This window comes from Bacillus thermozeamaize (assembly GCA_002159075.1).
GTDB classification, from domain to species: Bacteria; Bacillota; Bacilli; order ZCTH02-B2; family ZCTH02-B2; genus Bacillus_BB; species Bacillus_BB thermozeamaize.
On record LZRT01000094.1, the window covers coordinates 150860 to 168070 of the forward strand.

The window sequence follows — 17211 nt, forward strand, 5'->3', positions numbered from 1 at the left end:
CTGGTCGGCTCAATTTGGCTAAATCATGGGGTGACATTTAGTGATGGGAACTGTGGAACGATTCATGACGCTCAGCGGGGCACCTCCTCGAACACCGTTGCTGGTGCCGATGACGAGAGGATATGGTGCTCGACTGGAACATCTGAATCCACATGCCGCACGTTATGACGCAGCAGTGATAGCAGACGGTGTGCGACGTGAGGCTGATGTCTTGGTTCCTGATCTGATAGTGATGGGATATGATCCGACGATCCTTGCCGAGTCCTGCGGCTGTGAGGTGAGGATGATTGAGCTTTACAACTGGAGTATTGCGCAACCCGCAGTAAAGGGAGAACCGGAGACATGGGCGTCCTGGCAACCGCCGGATGTGGGCACGAATGTGCCGTTTGTAACTATCATGGAGGCTATGGAGAGGGTCATGCCGGTGATATCATCTCCGATTGCCTGTATGCTTCCGGCACCGTTTACACTTGCGAGACTGCTTGGGGGAGCGATGTTTGAGGAAGCTTTCAAAACGGGGGACGAGCGGTGGCAAGACCTTCTAGATATCAGTGTCATGGTGGTGAGTGATGCGATCAAGGTGGCTCTGCGTAAGGGGAGCTGTGGAATCGTGCTGTATGAGGACCTTTGGCCTTTGTCTGGGGTGATTGGGGATGAACTGCTGAGGACATATGGTACTTGCTTCAATGTGTTACGCCACCATGAACGAAGGTGTCTTTATGTCGTCACGGGTGCAAAAAAAGAGGAAGTGACCACATTAGCTGCCGATTCTTTTCGCGATGTGCTTGCCGGCATCGTGGTTTGTATCAGTGGCTCCAACTTTTCAGATTGGGAGGAAAAAGTGCAGGGGCTGATGGTTGGCTGGGCTACAGAACCAGAATTTTTTACATCTGGAGATGCTGCTTTTGCAGCGGCAGTGACAGCTTTAGGTGAAAGTGTCCACAAAACGGGCATGCGGGTTTTTATGCCCATCGTGCCGGCAACAGCGATTCCGGAGCGTGTGAGGGAACTGGTTACGCGTTTTCGCGCAGCTGCAGGGTCAGTTCACAAGTGATAAATGGAACGGTGTCGGATGCTCTGGCTGATTTTGACATTGAATAATAATAATGAAGAACGTGCGTATCGAACATCGCGTTTTAGGAATTGGCAAGGGATCAAGTTGATTGTTATAGGGAGGGACCGACATGACAGCGATGAACATCGGCTATCTGTTAAGCCGTTCGGCAGCAGCCTATCCTGATCATCCGGCGATTGTTTACGGTAACTCGGTATTGACCTACCGGGAGTTTAACGATCGCGTCAACCGGCTTGTGAGTGCATTGCACCAGTTTGGCTTGGAAGCAGGAGACCGGGTAGCCATCTTTTCGCCGAACCGCCCAGAGATCCTTGAGGTGCTTTTTGCGGCGTGGAAGGCTGGCCTGGCAGCTGTACCGATGAACTTTCGCCTCCACCGGGACGAGGTGCGCTACATTTTGAACCATAGTGAAACCAAGGTTCTTGTGTATGCGGGTGTGTACCAGGATGATATCGACCGCATTGCTGGGGATCTAACTACGATCCGCGCCGCAGTTTGCCTGGATGACCTAAGGGGCGATGAGCAGAGAAATTCTTTCACAATACTCGATTATAGCCGGATGCTGAATCGGGGAGAGGCTGTCGAATGGGTGGCTCCGGTTGATGGAGACGACTTGGCTTGGCTCTTTTACACCTCGGGTACCACAGGGCGACCCAAAGGAGCCATGCTGACGCATCGCATTCTTTTGTTGGCTTCTTTGAACGCCTGTGCAGACGTCTATCCGTTTGGGCACGACGACATCGCGCTGCATGCGGCGCCGCTCACCCATGGCTCAGGCTTGTACGCCCTTCCCCTGATCGCGAAAGGGGGAACCAACGTGATCCTGGACGCCCCCCGTTTTGATCCGGAAACCGTCTTTGCTTCGATTGAAAAACATCGCGTCACCGTACTTCCGTTCATGGCCCCTACCATGGTGAAGCGGTTGATCGAATCGGAAGCGCTTACCAGATACGACTGGCGCAGCCTGCGGTGCATTGTTTACGGCGGCGCCCCCATGTATGTGGAGGATCTGACAGCGGGAATAAAAGCATTCGGAAAAATTTTCGCGCAGGTATACGGGCAAGGCGAATGCCCCATGACGATTACCGGGCTCAGCCGTGAAGAGCACGACCTTAACCGGCCCGAACGCCTTGCCTCTGCCGGAACTGCCCGCATGGGTGTGCAGGTGGGCATTCAGGATGCCGATGGCCGCATGCTGCCCGCAGGGGAGGTCGGTGAGATTGTCGCGCGAAGTGATCTGGTGATGAAAGGATACTGGCGCAATCCGGAAGCGACCGCCGAAACGATCGTGAACGGGTGGTTGCGTACTGGAGACGTCGGGTACATGGACGAGCACGGTTACCTCTATATCTTGGACCGGACGAAGGACATGATTATCAGCGGCGGAAACAACATCTACCCCCGCGAGGTGGAAGAGGTGCTGTTGCGTCATCCAGCCGTACAAGAGGTTTGTGTGTTCGGTGTCCCGGATCCGGAATGGGGAGAGGCGGTCAAGGCCGTCGTTGTGGTGAGACCGGGGTACACCGTCACAGAAGAGGAGCTTATTGGGCATTGCCGTGAGCATCTTGCCAGTTACAAGAAGCCGAAGTCGGTAGACTTCGTCGAGGAGCTGCCAAAGAACGCCTACGGTAAGGTGCTCAAGCGTGAACTCCGGGCCAAGTACTGGGAAGGGCATACGCGTATGATATAACGGAGGGACCCTTTAAGAGACCTTAACGGGAGAGTGATACCGAATGCGTCGGGTATCGATCATCGGCGTGGGATGCACGCCGTTTGGCAAGCTTAGTGGGCGCTCGATAAAGGACCTGGCTTTAGAGGCCTGTCGGGAGGCTTTGGCTGATGCTGGCGTTTCTCCTGACCAAATCGAAGCCTTTTACCTTGGAAACTTTGCCGGAGGCATGTTGGCGCGGCAAGAGTTGACAGCTGCTTTGGTGGCCGGAGCCCTCGGGATTGGCTCCGTGCCGGCGACGAAGGTGGAGGGGGCTTGTGCATCGGGAGGCATTGCGCTCCGTCATGGCTATATGATGATCGCAGCCGGCTACTACGACGTAGTTCTGGTAGCCGGCGTGGAGAAGATGACGCAGGCCAGTACAGAAGAGGTTACGGCGGCGCTTTCTACGGCGGCCGACCAACAAACGGAGGGTATGACTGGGCTCACCTTTCCCGGATTTTTCGCGGCGGTGGCCCGCCGCTATATGCACGAGTATGGTGCGACGCCGGAACACCTGGCGGCCGTGGCTTTCAAGAACCGGGAAAATGCGCAGCGCAACCCGCGGGCACACTTTTACGGCAAAACCGCTACCCTGGACGAAATCCTGTCATCTCGATTGGTTGCGGATCCCCTTCGCTTGTATGACTGTTCCCCTATCAGTGACGGTGCCTGCGCAGCGGTACTGGTGGCCAACGACCGGGTCCATGAATTCGACCGGCAGCCGATCGACATCTTGGGCTCGGGTCAGGCTACGGGTTGCACGACGCTCCAGGAAATGGATAACCTGTGCAGCTTGGAAGCAGTGATTGAAGCGGCCCGCCAGGCTTACGAACAGGCAGGGGTGGGTCCCGAGGATGTTGACGTGGCGGAGGTACACGACTGCTTCAGCATTGCCGAACTGATCGCGTTGGAGGATCTTGGGCTCATGCCACGGGGAGAGGCGGGTCCTCGCACAGTGGCGGGGGAGACCCGTGTAGGGGGCCGGGTAACGGTGAATCCTTCTGGAGGTCTCCTGTCCAAGGGGCACCCGGTCGGGGCGACCGGCCTGGCTCAAGTGTTCGAGATAGTTCGGCAGTTGCGGGGAGAGTCTGACAACCAGGTGCCCCGTGCACGCATTGGTCTTACGCATAACGTCGGTGGCACTGGTGGAGTTGCCGCAGTGCATATCTTGGGAGTGGGGTGAGTCGTATGGGAGGACCTGAGATCGGTTTTCCTGTTTTGCGTTGTAACATATGCGGCCGTGCGCAGTTGCCGGGCAGGTTGGTTTGCCGCTTCTGTGGAGGGATGAACCTCCAGGACGACAATTTGCCGCCGGAGGCGACGCTGGAAACCTACACGCGCATCCGCGTGCCGCCTGCGGATTATGTCGAGCAAGCCCCTTACGTCGTCTTGGTTGCACGCCTGGCCGAAGGGGTGAAGGTGACGGGCCGCTTGCTGGGGGAACAAGAGGAGGAATTACCGATCGGCGCTCCCCTGCGGCTTGTGCGGTGGAATGAGGGCGCATGGTGGTTCAGTCGGCTTTGAACATCTTAATAATGTCAGAAAGGGAGGAGGAAGTTCTGTGAACAAATTTCGTGTTCTTTTTGCCAGCATTTCCGGTTCCATCATCGAGTGGTATGATTTTTACCTGTACGGTTCGGCAACCGCTTTGGTTTTTTCAACGCTTTACTTTCCGACGCACGATCCTGCCATTTCACTGATTCTCGCGTTTGCCACCTTTGGCGTCGGTTATGCTGCCCGACCGCTTGGCAGTTTGTTGTTCGGACACCTCGGCGATCGCATGGGACGCTAAGCGGCACTCATTTATACACTTGTCGGTATGGGAGTCAGTTCGACGCTCATTGGCTTGTTGCCTACGTATGAGCAGATTGGCTTGCTAGCCCCCATTCTGTTGGTTTTGCTGCGGTTGATTCAGGGAATTGCCTTGGGTGGCGAATGGGGTGGAGCGATTCTGTTGGCCACCGAATATGCGCCGAAAGGCGTTCGTGGACTTTACGGCTCGATTCCCCAACTAGGGGTTCCGATCGGGTTGGTCCTCGGGACGTTTAGCCTTTCGATTATCAGCCATTTGACGACCGAAGAGCAGTTTATGGCCTGGGGATGGCGGATCCCGTTTCTCGCAAGTATTGTCCTCGTCAGTTTAGCCATCTGGATCCGCAGTGGTATCGATGAAACACCGGTCTTTCAGGAGCAGAAGGAAAGTGGCGATATTGCGAGGGTGCCCATTGTTGAAGCGATTCGCACCGACTGGAAAAACGTGTTGCGCGCGATTGGATTGAAACTGGGGGATGGGTTCTTCAATGTCTTTGCCATGTCGTATGTGCTTACGTTTGCAACCGTTTACCTGAGTTATTCCCGTGAAATTGCCTTGAACGCGTTGACGATTGGGTGCGCCACCATGCTCGTGACCATCCCTGCAGTTGGCTACCTTTCCGATTTTGTCGGCCGGAAACGGATCTATATCGGTGGCCTGATCCTTCTATTCATTCTTTCTGTTCCATATTTTTCTTTGATCGGTCAAGGGGCCGGCTGGCTTTACTTGATGGAGGCTGTCATGCTTGGCGTGATCTGGGCGGCGATTTTTGCCACGCAGGGGACGTTTTTCTCCGAACTGTTTCCACCCAAAGTTCGTTATACAGGATTGTCGGTCGGTTATCAGATTGCTGCCGCCATTGTCGGCTTTGGACCCATGCTCTGGACATCGATGGCAAAATTGTACGGTCCATCGCCTTGGGTATTTGGTGGGTTCATGATGGCGGGCATCGCTCTCAGTTTGATATTGAGCCTGTTTGCGCCTGAGACGAAAAACTTGGCCTATTCGCGTAAAGTCGGTCCAGATATGTCAAAAACGATATAAACCTCAAGAGTGTTTGATGCGGGCTTGTGAGGTTTTCTCACGAAGCCCGCATTTTTTCAACGCATTTTTTTCAATCCGGACCTTAACCCGGGCAACCGACGTACCCCGTCGGCATCCATGCTTCAGAGAGCCTTGAGTGCGTCTTGGATGGGTTGGTTGCCGCTAAGGAGTTCAAACGTTTTGTTTTTGGCATTTTCCAGATCAAGACAAGATACGATGACCTGTGCCACATCGCTGCGTGGGATATCTCTTCCTGCAATGCTTTCAAAATGCGCAGCAATTTCCACTTTCCCCGTAGGCGGGTCGAAGCTGAGATAGCCCGGACGAACGATGGTATATGTCAATCCGCTTTCGATGAGGTATCTGTCCGCTTCCCCTTTTGCTTTAAGATAATGGGCCAAATTTGGCAAAGCATCCGGATCGCCGGATCCATACGAACTGAGCATGATAAAATGCGCGACCCCTTCTTTTTTCGCCGCGTTTACCAGGCGTTTTGCGCCTTCCTGGTCTACGGAGATCGTTTTATCCGGACCTGTATGTGAGCCGGAGCCGGCAGCGAAAATCACCGCATCCATCCCTTTGACGGCATGCGAAACATCTTCTTCAAGATCGGCCAACACCGTTTCTTTGGCGCCAAGTTGTTTCAATGTTTCCGCTTGCGCTGCGTCTCTGATCATGGCATAAGCTTCATGGCGATCGCTTTTCCCGAGCAGCTCCACGATTAATCTGCCTGTGTGGCCGTTTGCGCCTGCAATAAGTACTTTCATATTCCCACTCCTTTTTAAACAATTGGGGCCGACGATGATTCCCATAAATAATAAGCCGGCAAACGGATAGCGTCATTTCAAATCGGGAATTGACTTTTTCATCAACATATAACAATATGATTATATCATTATCTTCATGTTTTGGGGAGGACGGCATGGAATTTGAAAAATTGGCGGATCTTCTCAAGGCGCTTGCCGATCCGACGAGATTGAAGATTCTTTCGCTGTTGCGGACTCGCGATTGCTGCGTATGTGAGCTGGTCTCCATATTTAATATTTCCCAACCGGCGATCTCGAAACATTTACGTCGTTTGAAAACGGCCGGTTTGGTTCAAGAAACGCGGAAGGGACAGTGGGTGTTCTATTCGATTAACGAGAAAAGGTTAGAGGAGATTGCGCTTGCGTTGTCCAACTTGCCTGATCTGTCTGAGGAGCTGCGGAAATTGGAAGAGAAAGGGCTGATGGTAACTTGCTAGCAATGGGAGAGCAAAGGCGGGAAATAAAGTAAAACGATTCGTCTGGAATGCGATTGGGATCCTGTGGATCACGCTCCACATCAACGAGGTGTGATGACACATGTCAGGCAAAAAATTGGTTTATTTCCTTTGCACGGGAAACGCTTGCCGCAGCCAGATGGCGGAGGGGTGGTTGAAAGCGTTGGGGGGTGATCGGTACGAGGTGAAAAGCGCCGGTGTGCACGCGCATGGGTTGCATCCCCGTGCGGTACAAGTCATGAAGGAGGCGGGTGTGGATATCAGCAGCCATACGTCCGATGTGATTGATCCGGAGATTTTGCATCGGGCGGACTATGTGATTACATTATGCGGGCATGCCGACGATCATTGTCCGGCCATTTCCAATCCCAACGTGGTGAGATGGCATTGGGGGTTTGATGATCCGGCCAAAGCGACAGGAACCGAAGAGGAAATCATGGACAAGTTTCGGGAGGTCCGGGATGCGATAAGATCGCGCATCGAGAAGTTTGTCGCCGAAGGAAAGTGATTTCGTAAGGAATGAAGGAAAAAATTCTCAGGCAAGGGGGGCTCTCATGAATCAGATCAACAGCGATCAAATTCGGCAAAACGTTCGCAGACATTATCGGCAAATTGCGCTGCAAGATGTGAATGCGGGCAGTTGCTGTACCACGACGGCAGGATGTTGCGGCACTTCTGTTGAGGTGTCGGCCAAATTGGGGTATACCGATGAAGAGTTGTCAGCTGTTCCGGCAGGCGCCAATCTTGGACTGGGTTGCGGCAATCCGCAGGCTATCGCTGATTTGAAACCGGGAGAGGTGGTGTTGGATCTTGGCAGCGGCGGCGGGCTCGATTGCTTTTTGGCTGCCCGTCAGGTTGGGGCGACCGGTCGTGTCATCGGCGTAGACATGACTCCCGAAATGATTAGCAAGGCACGTGAGCTTGCCATCCGAGGCGGTTTTACCAACACGGAGTTTCGGCTGGGCGAGATCGAACATTTACCGGTGGCTGACAACTCGGTCGATGTCATTATTTCGAACTGTGTCATCAATTTGTCTCCGGATAAGCTTCAGGTATTCCGGGAAGCCTTTCGGGTGTTGAAACCGGGAGGGAGGCTGGCCATTACTGACGTGGTGAGGACGGCGGAATTTCCGGATGAAATCCAAAACGATCTCGAGGCGTTGTATCCAGGATGTATAGCTGGGGCGGCGTTCATAGGCGAGTTGGAATGGATGCTGCAACAGAGCGGATTTACCCGTATCGTCGTTGAACCAAAAGATGAATCAAAGGCGTTTATCAAAGATTGGCTGCCCGGAGTCAACATCGAAGATTATCTTGTGTCGGCGATAATTACAGCGATAAAGCCATGTACAGCTTCCACCGGTTAAGGTGAAAAAATTCTAGCAAAAATAGGTCGAAACTTCAGAAGACGACTTCATTGCCATGAAGTCGTCTTCCGTATTTTTATGGACTGGTTGCACCGTTCGTATCCGCTCTGTGATCGGTGTGCTTTTGCATGATGCTGTTTAGATGGTAAGCAATCGTCCGCCGGATGGTTTCCGGGGTAACGGTGCGGGGATCGATCAGGGCATGGATGACCAACCCGTCAATCAGCGCGTGAAGTCGTATGGCTTCCAGCTCAGCGTTTGTCTCAGGCGGGACCAGTCCGCAGCGGATGAGGGCATCTGTCAGTTTCTTGTAGAGAGCATATAATTCTTTCTGTGCCTCGGCCGCCAAGACGCCCAATGTGGGGTCCGCCAATGATTTGCCGATAAACGCGAGCCAGATGATGGCTTCGGTGATCCGTTCCTCATCCAGCGGTAGTGTTTCTCCGATGATGGTCTCGATGTCTTTGCGGATGTCTCCCGTCATACTCAGATTTTCGATGCGTTTTTTGATCCGCTCGCCGACCATTTTCAAAGAGAACGCCAACAAATCGTTCTGGCTTGAGAAATAATATCGCAAGGCCCCAAGAGACATCCCTGCTTCCTTGGCGACGCTTCGCACCGACACGCCTTCCAGACCCTCGCGGCGGATGATGCGCCATACGGCTTCTCCCAATTGTTTGCGTTTTGCTTCGTGATCCACGATTTTAGGCATGTTTTTATTCTAGCATGATTGTTTATTTCGTACAAATGTGCTAAAATAACCCCGTATTTTAATACAAATGTATTATAAAAAGAGACGCATGCGGGGAGAGGGTGGCGTATCATCATGATGGCAGCGTTGATTATCGCTTGTGAGATCGGGTTTTGGCTTTTTGTCGCGGCGGGCCTGTTCTGCCGGTATATCCTGAAGGCTCGCCGATTGGGCGCATGCTTGCTTTTCTGCACGGTTGCCGTCGATTTGGCGTTGTTAATCTTTACGGCAGTCGATCTGCGGAACGGCGCGACAGCCAGTTTCTTTCACGGTTTGGCCGCTGTTTACATTGGCGTGTCGATCGCTTTCGGGCATCGGATGATTCGCTGGGCGGACGAACGCTTCGCCTATTATTTCGCCCATGGTCCCTCTCCGACAGTGAAACCAAAGTTCGGAACGGCACACGCACGCTACGAGCGGCGGATGTGGTACCTTCATTTGCTGGGTTGGCTCATCGGGAGCGCAATCCTTTTCGGGATGATTCAAATTGTAGGCGACGAAAGCAGAACGACTGAACTGTGGCTGACGATTGTACGGTGGTCCATTGTGCTGGCCATTGATTTCATTTGGAGCTTTAGCTACACTTTGTGGCCTCGCAAAGCACAAACATGATGTTGTGATCCGTGAGGAATCAAACATGTATCTTTCATCTTGTTTTGATCTTGCATCGAACGCTCAAAGATTTTACTTCCTGGCCATTCTGTAGTAAAATAAAAGGCGTCAAGAAAATGATGTGCCCTTAGCTCAGTTGGATAGAGCGTCTGACTACGAATCAGAAGGTCGGGGGTTCGAATCCCTCAGGGCACACCACCTCCTTTACCAAAGGATGCCGAAGTGGCGGAACTGGCAGACGCGCACGACTCAAAATCGTGTGGGTTTATCCCGTGTCGGTTCGACTCCGACCTTCGGCACCAACCATACATGTCATGAAAGCTCTTAAGATTCCGGAGGTCTGATCTTAAGAGCTTTTTTGCGTGGCGTCAAAGCACGGTGGTTGCCAAAACATCTGAGGCGAAGAGAAGGGAAGGTCGCAAACAGATGTGTTCTGGCGTTACCGTACTTGATTTTGATCACAGTTATCATCAGCAAGCTCATTTGCAAAATCCAGCCTATGAGTGGCTTGACTTATCAGATATTCCGGGCACAAAACGGTATTGTGCCGCCGAATCGTTGTCTGTCATCCGTCAAAGGTTAAGGAAACGAAAAAAACGAGGCGTGACATTAATCGGGAGCGGGAATTATCATTACGTGACTTATTTGCTTTTGTCTGAAATGAAAATGCCGTTTTCATTGGTATTGTTTGATCATCACACCGATATGATGGAACCGCTTGGCGCGACGGTCGTGTCCTGCGGTTCGTGGGTTTTAAAGGCCGTGGAAGAACTTCCCTTGCTTAAGAAGGTCGTCATCATTGGCGCAAGACATGGAACAAAGTGGAAGATCCCGTTTCATCTGAAACGAAAAATTTCGATTCTCGAAAATGTGCCTCCAGGAACGGCGGAAACCCTCGTGCGTTCCATCGTTTCGTTGCTCCCGACCAATGTTGTCTACATCAGCATTGACAAGGATGTGCTGGATCGGACCGAGGTGGTAACGGACTGGGAACAAGGAACGATGAAGCTTCAAGTACTGATCGGCTTGCTCCGTGGCATCGCGAAATACCGGGAGATCTGTGGAATCGATATATGTGGGGAGTATCCGGTTTCTCCGGTTGCGATGTTTCGCCCGGAATACAGGGGCGCAGTGCGGAAAAATGCACGAGCCAATCAGGTGTTGTTGGATACGATCCATACATTAAAGATTAAAGATTAGATCATTATCGCTATCTTCTTGATCTTGATCGTCTTTATTCAACCTCGCGTATCATTTTTTCCACCGCTGCTACACGCTTTTTCAACACCTGCAATTCCTCCGCTGTTTCTTTCAAATTCTCCAATGTTTTCATTTGAAACTGGATGGCTTCTTCCGCCAGTTGTTGATATGCCTGTTCTTTTCCGCCGTATATTTTCGCCTGCCAGGTTTTGATCAGCATGACAGTCACGATCACAATTGGGGTCAGGATGAGGATGAATATGATGAATACGGGCAAGGTCATCCATAATGCATCCATGGCTATATCCATGTTTCAAACCTCCTCATCATCTGCTTGTTTTGTCTTCCTGTCAACCGTCAGTGTTTCAGCCGCATCGGCAATCAGTTCATGGGTGAGGTGAAGTTCAAAAGGGACGATTTGAACATACTTCATCGCTTTGCCATCCTCGGACAGTTCCAATTGGCTGGACACGATTCCCGCTTCTTCGAGCCGGCGCAAGTGCATATACAGCAAAGGACGGCTCATTTTCATTTCCCGCGCAAGTTGGCTGACATATTTGCGTTCCTTTGTCAATATGGAGATGAGCTTCAGCCGATAGGGATTCGACAATGCTTCAAAGATCCTCAGCAGCTCATTTCCGGTCAGTTTGACGCGCCCATCACTCATCTTTGTTATTCAACCTCTTGCAGAATCTTTTCAACGGTTGCTGTGCGTCGCTTGATCTCGTCGATTTCCTCCGTCAACTTTTGTTGCACTTTTTCGATTTCTTTTTTTAACGAAGCGGCTTCCGCGCTCAATTGACGGTACCGTTCCTCTTTTTGTGCCATGATTTTGGTCCTTTGGGTGTTGATCAACGAAACAATCACCGCAACTATGAGTGCGATTACGAATACTAAAAAGAGCAAATATGCCCAAGAAACTAGGGTACCCAAAATCATTTTAGCCTCCTTTCCGGGATAACCATGTAAGTTACTTATAGATACATGTGTAATAAAAATATTACACGTATAATAAAAAGTCAACCTTAAATCCATCGAAAAACGCCGTCTCCGCATGGCTCAAATGCTTTTGACATGCTGGTTGAGAAAAAGTTCCCTGCACAGGATGAGAAAATGGTGAAGGGCGGGCGTCATCAAAGCATCACGCCGGCGCACAAACAGGGTTTCCACACGTCCGTCATTTTCTTCCAGCGGCTGAACCCAAAGTCCCTGATGCATTCCCTTACCGTGATAGTGTTGGATGACCGAGGCGGGCACAAGCGAAATGCCCATTCCTGCCTCGACACAGCCGAGGATCGCTTCCAGTGTCCCAAATTCCATGATCTTCACGGGCAGCATTCCCCTTGCACGGACCCACTGTTCCAGGCGGGCGCGATAGGAACAGCCGCTGCGAAACACCAGCAGCGTTCGGGCGATGTCCGCCGAAAACGGATGGTTGATTTCGCGGCCGGCGATAAAGACAAGGTTTTCCTCAAGGATGGTTTCCTGCTCCAGTTCCGGGTGGTTGACAGGTCCGGCGACAAAAGCCCCGTCCAATTGATAATCCAGTACCAGGTGCAGCAGCTCTTCCGTGGGACCGGTGCGCAGGGTCAAATCCACTTCCGGACAACTTCGATGGAAGGCGGCCATCAGTGCGGGAAGGCGTACGGCGGCGGTGGTTTCCATCGCGCCGATGCGCAGGGGACCGCGGGGAACCGAGGACTGGCTCACCGCCTGTTCCGCCTGATTGGCCAGATGGAGAATTTGCTCGGCGTATTTCAGCAACATGTTTCCCTGAGGGGTCAGGGAAACGCCGCGGGAATGGCGGTAAAAGAGCGGCGTCTTCAAATGGTTTTCCAATTGCTGGATGCGGGCTGTCACATTGGACTGGACATATCCCAGCTGTTCCGCCGCTTTGGTGATGCTTCCCGTTTTGGCTACCGCGGCAAAAAGACGCAAGTCTCGCAGTTCCATGCGCGTTTCTCCCTTCAAATGTCACGCTCTTGATAGGCGTTCTTTTTGTGTGCTCTGATTTTTTGTGTATTCTCATCAAAAATAGTGATGGAAGACATCATTTTCAATCATTATACATTATGGATATTTCCTGTTAAACTGAAAAAAAGCGGTCAGACGGGAGGCGGAGAGTTGAGAAGGGATTTGCAAGCACGAGACAAGCGCGCCGTTCCATTGCCGGCCGTGTTGTCGGCCGGCATGGCGGCCTTAGTCGTGGCCATGGGAATTGGCCGCTTTGCCTATACACCGATACTGCCCTTGATGCAGGCCGGTGAGGGGTTTTCCGAGTCGGTCGCCGGAGTGGTTGCGGCGGCCAACTATCTCGGTTATTTTTTAGCGGCATTGTTTGCGGCCTTCTTTTCATGGGAAAACAGGCGAATCGGCTGGTTGCGGATTCATTTGTGCCTCAATTTGTTGACGACAGGGGGAATGGGCTGGGTATCTGGCACCGTGTGGTGGGTGCTGATCCGGTTTTTGTCCGGCTGGAGCAGCGGTGTGGTGTTCGTCCTGGCATCCAGTGTGGTGTTGGAGCGCTTGGCTGCGGAACGGCGGAACGGTTGGGCGGGGATGTTCTACAGTGGCGTGGGCCTCGGGATTGCCTTGTCGGGATTATTGGTGCCTGAATTGGCATCCCTGTTTGGCTGGCGTGGCGCCTGGTGGGGATTGATGTTTGTGGGAGCGGTTCTCGGCGTGTTGATCTGGTACGGATTGCGCGATGAGCATGCAGCAGACCTGCGTGCGATGGGCCGCGATCCCGTGATACGTGAACCGGCGGTTCACCAACATGCTGATCGCGAGAACATCAACGAGAGGGATGCCAAAAGCCGTGATTCGGCGTACCATACGCGGCTGCCTTCGGTATCCCGAACCTCGCGGTTCAGATGGCTTGTGGCAGCCTACGGATGTGAGGGGCTGGGTTATATTGTCAGCGGCACATTTCTTGTGGCTGTCGTGATGGACCTGCCGAGGATGGAGGCATATGGAACTTGGAGCTGGGTGTTGGTCGGATTGGCGGCGGCGCCTTCCACGCTCATCTGGAGCTGGCTGGCCGAGCGCCGGGGGTATGTTCCGGTGCTGATCTGGGCTTATCTGTTGCAGGCGGTCGGGGTGGTGTTGCCGGTCCTTTCTTCGCATCCGGCGCTGGTCCTGCTGGGCGCCATACTGTTTGGCGGGACTTTTATGGGAATTACGACTTTGGCCTTGACAGTGGGCCGCCTTCTTTGTGAACATGAAGGCAACAGGGCGGTCGGGCAACTGACGGCTGCCTACGGGCTGGGGCAGATCATCGGTCCTGCCGCGGCTGGGATGGTGGCGGATTGGACAGGCGGATACGTTTTTCCCTTGCTCATCTCTTCTGTCGTTTTACTGTCAGGCATGGGCATGCTGGTTGCCGTCAGACAGCGCTGAACATCCTGCTGTAGTTAACGCCTGAGTGAACGCCTGCTGGTTTTTCCGCCCGGATGATTGCAAAAAAATCCAGAGGCAAAAGGAGGGGCTGCCATGCCGTTTGTCAATGTGAAAATCACCAAAGACGGCGCGACGCCTGAGCAAAAGGCGGAGCTGATCCGCCGGATTACTCAGGATCTGGTGGAAGTGCTGGGTAAAAATCCGCAAACCACGATGGTGGTGATCGAAGAGATTGACACGGACAACTGGGGGATTGCCGGAGAGACGGTGACCGTTCTCCGCAGCCGGGGAAAGTGAGTCGCTGCCGGCTTACACCGGCTTCACCGGCGGTTGCTTGGCAGCCGGATGTGGAAGGCAGTGCCTTTTCCGACCTGGCTAGTGACCTTGATTCTGCCGCCATGGGCTTTGACGATCCAGTCCGCAATGGACAGCCCGATGCCGGTGCCGCCCAGCTTCCGGGAACGATCTTTGTCGACGCGGTAGAAGCGTTCAAAGATGTGTGGCAGATCCGTGTCAGGGATCCCGATGCCCGTGTCCTGAACCACGCATTCCAACCCGCCGTTGGCATGCGAGAGCGTCACGTTCACCCGGCCGCCTTCTGGCGTGTACTTGATGGCGTTGTCCAGGAGAATGTAGAGCAATTGGCTGAGGCGTTCCCGGTCTCCATGCATCCAAACGGGTTGTTCCGGCGTGTGGCAAGTGAGCTGCACGCCTTTTTTGCGTGCGATGTTATTCATGCGTTCGGTCACGGAACGGCAGGTTTCCGCAAAATCAAATGTCTCCTTCAGGAGTTCCAGCTGTCCGGCATCGCTGCGTGCCAGGACGAGCAAGTCCTGAACCATTCGCCCCATGCGCGCGACCTCATCTGCCATGTCGTCAAGGACACGTTGGTGGAAGTCGGGGATTTGGGGTTTGATTTCATCCAGAATTTCCACCGAGGACTGAAGAATGCTGATGGGTGTCCGCAACTCGTGGGAGGCGTCAGCGAGAAATGACTGTTGCTTCCGGTAGGCATTCAGGATGGGAATCATTGCCCGTTCGGAAAACAGGAATCCGATGATCGCGGCGACAAACAACAGACCCAGCGCAAGGATCAACAGCATGTTTCTCATGCGCTGAATAAAAAACCAGTAATCGGTCACTTCATTACCTACAAACAGCCTCCCTTGAAGGGAAAATTGGCTGACATATTCATGGTCGTGTTCATGTTCATGTTCTCGGGATAAGTGCTCACCGGACAAAGGAAGCGCCATGAGTGCATAGACTTGCTCTTCTTCATTTTCCGGCTGGCGGAAAAGCCTTTTGACTTTGTGCAAGTCTTCGTCCGGCCAGCGTGCAAGTTCCGCTTGGAGCCATTCAGCCATTTTCGCATCGGTCAGGGAGTGGGCGATAAGGGTTCCCTGTTGATCGAAGAGCAGAAAAAACCGGTCGCTGTAAAGAAATTCATTCGGCTTCCGTTTTTCGTCGGAGTCATTATCTTCACCATGTTCTTCATGTCCTTTCGAAAAAAAAGGCTCCCGCTTTTTTTCGCTTTCGCTGAACCCCTCCTCACTCAAATAGGACATCCATTGTCCGGCCAGCTCTTTGAGTTCTGTCGTTTCGTGACGCTTTAGAATCTGGACAAGACTGAGGTAGAAGACACCCGCCATGATCAACAGGGTCAAAGCGATAATGCTGCTGTACAGGAGAGTGAGACGCCAGCGCGTTTTGTGTATCAAGGTTCTCCCACCAATCGGTACCCCAGTCCGCGGATGCTTTGAATCCGTTTGGGCTTCCGGGGCGAGTCGATCTTTTTGCGGAGCAGGGAGATGTAGGCGTCGACGGTGTTCGGGGTGACGTCTGCGTCCAGTCCCCAGACGGCATCCATGATCATTTCCCTGGTCAGGATCTGACCGGCATTTTTCATCAGATAGGCAAGCAATTGAAACTCCCGTTTGGTCAAAGAAATCGGCTTGCCGTTCCTGGTCACTTCATGCGTGCGCAAGCTGAGTGTCAGATCCCCGACGGTCAACACCTCATCTTGCCATGACCGCACCGTACGCCTGCCGAGGGCTCGGATGCGTGCCAGCAATTCTTCAAATGCAAAAGGCTTGATCAGATAGTCGTCGGCCCCCGCATCCAGCCCCTGGACCCTATCCTGTACCGCATCCCTGGCCGTCAGCATCAAAACCGGGGTGTGATCCCCCTGAGCCCGTAGTTGGCGGCAGAGTTCAATGCCGCTTTTATCCGGCATCATCCAGTCCAAAATGATTAAATCGTACCCTGAACCGTCGAGGTAAGCTTCCGCTTCCAGACCGTCTTGGGCCCAGTCCACGTTATGGGCTTCTTTTTCCAGCTTGTAGTGGATGAGCCTCCCCAACTTGGGATCGTCCTCGGCCAGAAGGATGTGCATGGGCGTTCCCTCCCTTTTTGCGTGTGAGTGCGCGCAGGACTGTCAAGACCAGTATAATTCCGCCTGTCGCGGAATAAAAGGTGACGGCCCAATGCTTGGAAGAATCGGTTCCCGCGGTGATGCCGTGGATCATGGCCGCAAAGAATGCCGGATAGGCCAGCAGGTGGAGAAGGTGCCACCTTTTTTTGCCGAACAGCGAAATGACCTCTGAGTTTAATGCCAAAAAGAGGATCAGATAAAATGCGAGGATGCCCAGGCCATAAGCGATTGGTTTTGATTCAGTGGCCAGTGGTATGAGCAGTTCCAACCAGGAAAAGGGATGGTACGAGTCGACGGTCAGCAGAAGAACGTGTGCCAGAATCATGAGCAAGCCTGTGCGGAGTGAAAAGGTATGCGCGGCGAAGAGAAGGCTTTTTGTTTTTCCGCTGAACAAAGACATGCTCTGCATGATTCCGCTCACAATCCCGATAAACAGAAGCAGGTGGGCTGAAAATCCCAGGGCGCGGATGAGTTCCCAGGTTGGCCACTGGAGAATCCAGCCGGTCGCCATGGAAACCAGTTTTTCCATCCGGAAACACTCCTTGTC

20 protein-coding genes, 2 tRNA genes and 1 pseudogene are annotated in these 17211 nt (G+C 53.0%); 14 read left to right on the plus strand and 9 right to left on the minus strand.

Annotation, left to right across the window (positions count from 1 at the left end; translation table 11 throughout):
- The first annotated feature begins 40 nt into the window (after window positions 1–40).
- The 5 genes and pseudogenes from BAA01_01835 (at window position 41) to BAA01_01855 (ending at window position 5643) form a co-directional block, all read left to right on the plus strand.
- Window positions 41–1054: a hypothetical protein gene (locus tag BAA01_01835; protein OUM86098.1), complete on the plus strand. Its 1014-nt coding sequence runs from the start codon at window positions 41–43 to the stop codon at window positions 1052–1054.
- 139 nt (window positions 1055–1193) lie between these two features.
- On the plus strand, window positions 1194–2765 hold the full coding sequence (locus BAA01_01840) for an AMP-dependent synthetase (protein ID OUM86166.1): 1572 nt from the start codon (window positions 1194–1196) through the stop codon (window positions 2763–2765).
- A 43-nt stretch (window positions 2766–2808) separates the two neighbouring features.
- Entirely contained in the window at window positions 2809–3969 is a 1161-nt protein-coding gene (locus BAA01_01845; GenBank protein ID OUM86099.1) for an acetyl-CoA acetyltransferase, read from the plus strand.
- A 5-nt stretch (window positions 3970–3974) separates the two neighbouring features.
- On the plus strand, window positions 3975–4310 hold the full coding sequence (locus tag BAA01_01850) for a hypothetical protein (protein OUM86100.1): 336 nt from the start codon (window positions 3975–3977) through the stop codon (window positions 4308–4310).
- Window positions 4311–4347: 37 nt separating this feature from the next.
- A pseudogene (locus BAA01_01855) lies at window positions 4348–5643 on the plus strand (MFS transporter).
- A gap of 122 nt (window positions 5644–5765) precedes the next feature.
- Here BAA01_01855 and BAA01_01860 read toward each other — a convergent pair.
- Window positions 5766–6410 (minus strand): NAD-dependent dehydratase, encoded by a 645-nt coding sequence (locus BAA01_01860; protein ID OUM86101.1) that lies wholly within the window; start codon window positions 6408–6410, stop codon window positions 5766–5768.
- Between the two features lie 155 nt (window positions 6411–6565).
- On the opposite strand from BAA01_01860, the gene BAA01_01865 reads away from it, so the two are divergent.
- The 3 genes from BAA01_01865 (at window position 6566) to arsM (ending at window position 8271) form a co-directional block, all read left to right on the plus strand.
- Window positions 6566–6886 carry a transcriptional regulator gene (locus tag BAA01_01865; protein ID OUM86102.1) on the plus strand — a complete coding sequence of 107 codons (321 nt, stop codon included), beginning with the start codon at window positions 6566–6568 and terminating at the stop codon, window positions 6884–6886.
- Between the two features lie 100 nt (window positions 6887–6986).
- Window positions 6987–7412 (plus strand): arsenate reductase (thioredoxin), encoded by a 426-nt coding sequence (locus BAA01_01870; protein ID OUM86103.1) that lies wholly within the window; start codon window positions 6987–6989, stop codon window positions 7410–7412.
- Between the two features lie 46 nt (window positions 7413–7458).
- Window positions 7459–8271, plus strand: a complete 813-nt coding sequence (arsM, locus tag BAA01_01875; protein OUM86104.1) for an arsenite S-adenosylmethyltransferase — start codon at window positions 7459–7461, stop codon at window positions 8269–8271.
- Window positions 8272–8347: 76 nt separating this feature from the next.
- Here the strand turns inward: arsM and BAA01_01880 are convergent, their stop codons facing one another.
- Window positions 8348–8983: a TetR family transcriptional regulator gene (locus BAA01_01880; protein OUM86105.1), complete on the minus strand. Its 636-nt coding sequence runs from the start codon at window positions 8981–8983 to the stop codon at window positions 8348–8350.
- A gap of 114 nt (window positions 8984–9097) precedes the next feature.
- Between BAA01_01880 and BAA01_01885 the strand changes: the two genes are divergently transcribed.
- The 4 genes from BAA01_01885 (at window position 9098) to BAA01_01900 (ending at window position 10834) form a co-directional block, all read left to right on the plus strand.
- Complete coding sequence (locus BAA01_01885; protein OUM86106.1) at window positions 9098–9634, plus strand: hypothetical protein; 537 nt, start codon at window positions 9098–9100, stop codon at window positions 9632–9634.
- A gap of 121 nt (window positions 9635–9755) precedes the next feature.
- A tRNA-Arg gene (locus tag BAA01_01890) sits at window positions 9756–9832 on the plus strand.
- A gap of 18 nt (window positions 9833–9850) precedes the next feature.
- Window positions 9851–9936 (plus strand) — tRNA-Leu (locus BAA01_01895).
- 124 nt (window positions 9937–10060) lie between these two features.
- Window positions 10061–10834 carry a hypothetical protein gene (locus tag BAA01_01900; protein OUM86107.1) on the plus strand — a complete coding sequence of 258 codons (774 nt, stop codon included), beginning with the start codon at window positions 10061–10063 and terminating at the stop codon, window positions 10832–10834.
- A 34-nt stretch (window positions 10835–10868) separates the two neighbouring features.
- On the opposite strand, the gene BAA01_01905 is transcribed toward BAA01_01900, so the two are convergent.
- The 4 genes from BAA01_01905 to BAA01_01920 all read right to left on the minus strand — a co-directional run bounded on the left by BAA01_01905 (window position 10869) and on the right by BAA01_01920 (window position 12787).
- Complete coding sequence (locus BAA01_01905) at window positions 10869–11144, minus strand: hypothetical protein (GenBank protein OUM86108.1); 276 nt, start codon at window positions 11142–11144, stop codon at window positions 10869–10871.
- Window positions 11145–11147: 3 nt separating this feature from the next.
- Window positions 11148–11501 (minus strand): transcriptional regulator, encoded by a 354-nt coding sequence (locus BAA01_01910; protein ID OUM86109.1) that lies wholly within the window; start codon window positions 11499–11501, stop codon window positions 11148–11150.
- 5 nt (window positions 11502–11506) lie between these two features.
- Window positions 11507–11773, minus strand: a complete 267-nt coding sequence (locus BAA01_01915) for a hypothetical protein (GenBank protein ID OUM86110.1) — start codon at window positions 11771–11773, stop codon at window positions 11507–11509.
- A 120-nt stretch (window positions 11774–11893) separates the two neighbouring features.
- Window positions 11894–12787, minus strand: a complete 894-nt coding sequence (locus BAA01_01920) for a transcriptional regulator (protein ID OUM86111.1) — start codon at window positions 12785–12787, stop codon at window positions 11894–11896.
- Window positions 12788–12958: 171 nt separating this feature from the next.
- Between BAA01_01920 and BAA01_01925 the strand changes: the two genes are divergently transcribed.
- Window positions 12959–14233, plus strand: a complete 1275-nt coding sequence (locus BAA01_01925) for a hypothetical protein (GenBank protein ID OUM86167.1) — start codon at window positions 12959–12961, stop codon at window positions 14231–14233.
- Window positions 14234–14326: 93 nt separating this feature from the next.
- Window positions 14327–14530: a tautomerase gene (locus BAA01_01930; protein ID OUM86112.1), complete on the plus strand. Its 204-nt coding sequence runs from the start codon at window positions 14327–14329 to the stop codon at window positions 14528–14530.
- A 23-nt stretch (window positions 14531–14553) separates the two neighbouring features.
- Here the strand turns inward: BAA01_01930 and BAA01_01935 are convergent, their stop codons facing one another.
- The 3 genes from BAA01_01935 to BAA01_01945 are packed head-to-tail and all read right to left on the minus strand — an operon-like array spanning window position 14554 to window position 17193.
- Window positions 14554–15951: a hypothetical protein gene (locus tag BAA01_01935; GenBank protein ID OUM86113.1), complete on the minus strand. Its 1398-nt coding sequence runs from the start codon at window positions 15949–15951 to the stop codon at window positions 14554–14556.
- Entirely contained in the window at window positions 15948–16625 is a 678-nt protein-coding gene (locus BAA01_01940) for a DNA-binding response regulator (GenBank protein OUM86114.1), read from the minus strand. Before BAA01_01940 ends, BAA01_01935 begins: the two co-directional genes overlap by 4 nt.
- Window positions 16549–17193 (minus strand): hypothetical protein, encoded by a 645-nt coding sequence (locus BAA01_01945; GenBank protein ID OUM86115.1) that lies wholly within the window; start codon window positions 17191–17193, stop codon window positions 16549–16551. The genes BAA01_01940 and BAA01_01945 overlap by 77 nt, the downstream gene beginning before the upstream one ends.
- Between the last annotated feature and the right edge of the window lie 18 nt (window positions 17194–17211).